The organism is Streptomyces bohaiensis, from assembly GCF_012033785.1.
GTDB lineage: Bacteria > Actinomycetota > Actinomycetes > Streptomycetales > Streptomycetaceae > Streptomyces > Streptomyces bohaiensis.
Genome location: NZ_JAAVJC010000337.1, coordinates 1 through 4,554, shown reverse-complemented (window position 1 = coordinate 4,554; position 4,554 = coordinate 1). Strand labels below are relative to the sequence as shown.

Below are 4,554 nucleotides of genomic sequence, written 5' to 3'. Positions count from 1 at the left end.
GTGCGGCACCCGCCGGGTGCCGCACGGCCGCCCGCGGATCAGCGCTGGATGACGGTGACCGTCAGCGGGGCGTGGTCGGAGGCGGTGGAGTCCTGCACGGTGAACGCGTCGAAGTCGGCGCCCTCGCTGCCGAAGACCCAGTCGATACGGTGCGCGGGGTCGTGCGTCGGCGCGGTGAACGCCTCCGGGTCGCCCGCTTCGTCCTGGGCGCTGCGGAACCCGGCGTCCAGCACCGTGTCGATCTCCGTCGAGCCGGGCTCGGCGTTGAAGTCGCCGGCCAGCACCGAGAACGGTGCCTCGCGGTGGTCCGCCAGGACCGTCGCGAGCTGGGTCAGCCGCGTCTCGCGCGCGTCGTCGTGCTGGAGGTGGGTGGTGGCGACCCGGGTGGTGAGGCCGTCCGCGAGTTCGATCTCCGCCACCGCCAGCGAGCGCCCCATGGTGCCGCCGGCCTGCGGGAGGGAGCGGCTCACGGACTCGGTCACCGGCAGGCTGGTGAGGATGACGTTGCCGAACTGCCGGTCCGCCGCCGGCGCCCACACGGCGGTGACGTCGAGCCGGTTCTCCAGCCAGGCCAGCAGGTCGGTACCGCCCGCGACGGGCCAGCCGCGGGGGACCTCCTGGAGCACCACCACGTGTGCCCCGGAGTCGCGGATGACGGAGAGGATCTTCTCCGGGACCAGTTCGGCGTCGCGGTCGACCGCGTAGTGCACGTTCCACGACAGCAGCCGGTACGAGCCGTCCGCCGTGTCGGTGGGCAACGGGTGCGGCGCCGGGGAGAGCGCCCCGCTGAGCGGCGGCATCGCGAAGAGCACACCGGCGGTCAGCAGCGGCGCCACGGCCCGCGCCGGACGCGCCGGCGGACTCGCCGTCCAGGCGGCCCATCCCACCACGGCGGCGCCCAGCACCGGGAACACCACGTTGGGCACCGGCATCGGCATCTCGTAGTGGGCCTGGTACGGCAGGACGACCGCGACGTACCCCAGTCCGCAGCCCAGGCCCGCGAGGGTCATCCCCAGCAGCGCGGTGCGGCGCCGGCCCTCCTCCCGCAGCGTGACGGCCCGCGTCAGCAGCAGCGGCAGCAGCGCGAGCGCCAGCAGCGTCAGCGGCCCGGCGAGCGGCGCGGGGGCGACCAGCAGGAGCAGCACGGCCGACGGCAGCGCCACAGCGGCCACCGGGCCGGCGACCGGGAGCCGCGGCAGGGAGAGCCCCGCGATCCCCAGCAGGACACCGCCTGCGATCCACATGCCGGCCGAGGCCTGCGTCATACCACCCTGCGACGCCAGGAAGGCGGGCGAGGCGAGGAAGACACCGAGCAGCGCGAGCACCGGCCCGGCCACGGCGAGCTGCGCGGTGACCGGCATCGGGACCGAGGCGTTCTCGCGGTAGCGCGCCCACGCGGCGCCCGCCAGCGCGAGCGCCAGCAGCAGCGCCACCGACCAGCCGATCGGTCCGCCGCGCCAGACCGGGTCCCACAGGTCCAGCGGCAGCCGCACCGCCAGGTCTATCGCCACACCGAGCGCGACAGCCCGGGCCACCCAGGCGGGTCCGTCCTGGGTGCCGAGTGCGGCGCGCAGCACCAGCAGCAGCGCGATCAGCGCCGCCGCGACCGCGGCCGAGACGGTCACCAGTCCCCGTGCTGCCGGGACCTGTACCACCAGCCGGAGCACCGCGAGGCCGCAGACCGACAGCAGCACCGCCTCCCGGGAGCCGACCCACCATGTCAGGGGGCCCGCCAACGCGGCGGCGCCGAAGGCCACCACCGCGGTCAGGGCGGCCCAGGGCACACCGTGGCGGACGGCGACCCCGTCCAGCAGCGGGCCGGCCGCCCGCAGCATCTCCAGCGCGGCGATGGTGGTGAGGACCACCAGCACGCTGGTCAGCGGCGCGGCACCGGGCCACGGCCACCGGTGCCGGACCGGCAGCACCCCGGCTGTGGACAGCGCGGGCCGGCCGTCCTCGGGGGCGTCGGGCGCCTCGGCGGCCCCGGCGGCGGTGGGCTCGCCGGGGTCCCGGCCGGGCTCGGCGGCGTCCGGGGCGGCGGTCCCGGCCTCGGACGGGGGGCGTCGCGCAGGCGACGCGGCGGAGGAAGAAGACGGCAGCGGCATGATCGCCGAGGCTAGTACGGCGGTGTCGCCGCCGAACAGCCACGGTGCGCAACACGCCCCGCATGCGGGCCCCCGGGCTCCGGCGTAGCGTCGTGAGCACGACGCACTCCCTTGGAGGCAGGCCATGTTGCGTAACGTGCTGGGGGCCGTGCTCGCCGTCGTGGGGGCGGCGATCGCCATCATCAGCCCCTTCCGGGACTGGTACGACGGACGCGCGGGGAGGGACTTCCGGCTCCAGGAGCTGTTCACCTCGGGCGGGATCACCGACACCCGGGCCGACCTGTTCGCGGGCATCTTCCTGGTGATGCTGGCGGTGGCGGTGCTCACCGTGCTCGGGGTGGTGCTGCGGTCGCGGCTGCTGGTGGCGCTGGCCGGTGTGGTGGCGCTGGGCATCACCGTGCTGTGGATGGTGCGGCAGTACCAGCTCGCCGACGCCCTGGTCGTCGGCGGCAACGGGATGCAGTGGGGCGCCGTCGGAGCGCTGGTCGGCGGTGCGCTGCTGCTGGTCGGTTCCGCGCTGATGGCGGGCAGGCATCCGGCGGCCGTGCACGGCAGGCACCGTCACGACGTCCGCGGCCGAGGAGACCGGCCGGTGCCCGTGGACGACGGGGACCGCCACGACGACGAGCGGTACGACGACGACCGGGTGGGCGACCGGGACCGCGCCGCGGAGCAGCGGTACGACCACTACCCGCGCGCCTCCCACGACCCGTACGCGCCGGGCCGGACGGTCGACCCGTACGACCCGCGCCACGACCCGCAGCACAACCGGCCGCCGGACCCCGGCCCGCCGGCCGCGCCGCCGCCCGACCGCGGGACCGGCGGCGGGGACCGCACCGCGGCGGACGAGGAGACGGTGGTCGACGGGCCCTGGCACACCGGCCGCGGAGGCAGCTGGGGCGATGCCCGCCGCCGGGATGACGAGGAGCGGCGCCACGGCGGGCGGGACGCCGCCTGAACCACCGGGCCCGCCCTTGGGAGCAGGAGGGGCCCGGGCGCGAGGGGGCTCCGGGAAGCGGGAGAGCTTCCCGGAGCCCCCGTCCGTGCCGGGGCGACGACGCGCTGTCAGCCCTCGGGCGGGAGCCGCGCTGTCAGCCCTCGGACGGGGGCGGGGCGGCGATGCGGGTACCGCGGGCAGCGTCGAGGGCGTAGACGCAGTGGTCGGCGGAGCAGGCGAAGACCATGCCGTTGGCCGCCGCCGGACTCCCGGTGATCGCGCCGCCGGTCTCCAGCTTCCAGGTCAGCCGCCCGCTCACCGCGTCGACGGTGTACAGGCAGCGGTCCTCCGACCCGAAGTGGACGCGGCCGTCGGCCACCACCGGCGAGCCGACCAGCGGCCCCCCGGCGCCGAACCGCCAGCGCGGCGTGCCGCTGACCGCGTCCAGCGTGTACATCGCGCTGCCGCTGCCGAGGTGGACCAAGCCGTCCGCGACCAGGACCGGATCCGCGGACTGCCGCGGTTCGGTCGGCAACCGCCACCGCTCCTCGCCGTGGGGGTCGAGCGCGTAGACGGTGCCGAGGTAGTCGGCGAAGTACACGCCGGCGGAGCCGGAGTGCCCGCCGACGGCGGTGGGCGAGCAGAGCACGGCGGCCGGGGCGTCGAAGTGCCAGCGCAGGGTGCCGTCGGCCCCGTCCAGGGCGAGCACCCGTGCGCCCGCGGCGACGTGCACCGTCCCCTCGGGGCCGGGCCGGACCCGGACCGGGACCCCGCCGGTGGCCGCGGCGTCCCCCACGTGGTGGCGCCACAGCTCGCGGCCGGTGCGTGCCTCCAGGGCGCGGACGTGGCCCTCGCCCCAGAAGTAGACGACCCCGCCCTCGATGACGGGGCCGGCGTCGGGCGACTCGATGTCCGACTGGGCGCCGCCGGTGGACCAGAGCCGTTCGCCGTTGGCCGCCTCCCACGCCTGCACGCCGCCACCGCGGGTCGCGGTGACGACCGTGCCGCGCTCCGCCCGCAGCGCGTGGATCCAGCCCTCTGCCGGAACCCGCCAGCGGTCGCCCCCGTCGGTGGAGTCCAGGGCGTAGAGGCTGGGCCCGTCGGAGGCGATGACCCGGCCGCCGGTGACCGCCATCGACCACGCGACCTCGCGGGTCTTGAAGTGGCGGCGGCCGGAGGTGACGTCGAGCGCGTGCACCTCGAAGGAGGTGACGTACAGCAGGGGGCCCCGCACGACGGGTGAACCCCAGAGGTCGTTCGACATCCGGAACCGCCACGGCCGCCACTGGGCGGGGGCGGCGGCGGGGGTGTCGGCGGTCTGTCCGGCGGGCAGCGACGCGGGGCGGTGCGGGGGCGCGACGGTACCGCCGGCGGCGTGCAGCGGCGCGGCCGCGGACGGCGGCGGGGTGGCGAGCGCCCGCTGCGGGGCGGCGTGGAGCGACCCGCGCTGCTGACGCCCGGGAGCGAGAGCTACCGCCCCACGGCGGACGCCGTCATGGTCAACGACGTCTC

3 protein-coding genes are annotated in these 4,554 nt (G+C 76.7%); 1 reads left to right on the top strand and 2 read right to left on the bottom strand.

Translation table 11 applies throughout. From position 1 onward, the window contains the following. Nucleotides 1-38: 38 nt before the first annotated feature. A complete protein-coding gene (locus tag HCN52_RS22095) occupies nt 39-2,105 on the bottom strand; it encodes an endonuclease/exonuclease/phosphatase family protein (protein WP_168090201.1) in 2,067 nt (688 codons plus the stop codon). A 124-nt stretch (nt 2,106-2,229) separates the two neighbouring features. Between HCN52_RS22095 and HCN52_RS22090 the strand changes: the two genes are divergently transcribed. Beyond that, the gene (locus HCN52_RS22090) at nt 2,230-3,063 is read left to right on the top strand and encodes a hypothetical protein (protein ID WP_209314850.1); all 834 of its coding nucleotides are present in this window, start codon (nt 2,230-2,232) and stop codon (nt 3,061-3,063) included. A gap of 133 nt (nt 3,064-3,196) precedes the next feature. Here the strand turns inward: HCN52_RS22090 and HCN52_RS22085 are convergent. After that, nucleotides 3,197-4,554 (bottom strand): PQQ-binding-like beta-propeller repeat protein (locus tag HCN52_RS22085; RefSeq protein ID WP_168090200.1); only part of this gene is annotated, 1,358 nt, incomplete at its 5' end.

Coding starts and splice junctions, on each gene's coding strand:
- HCN52_RS22095 (WP_168090201.1), bottom strand. CDS start 2,105: ATGCCGCTGCCGTCTTCTTCCTCCGCCGCGTCGCCTGCGCGACGCCCC.
- HCN52_RS22090 (WP_209314850.1), top strand. CDS start 2,230: ATGTTGCGTAACGTGCTGGGGGCCGTGCTCGCCGTCGTGGGGGCGGCG.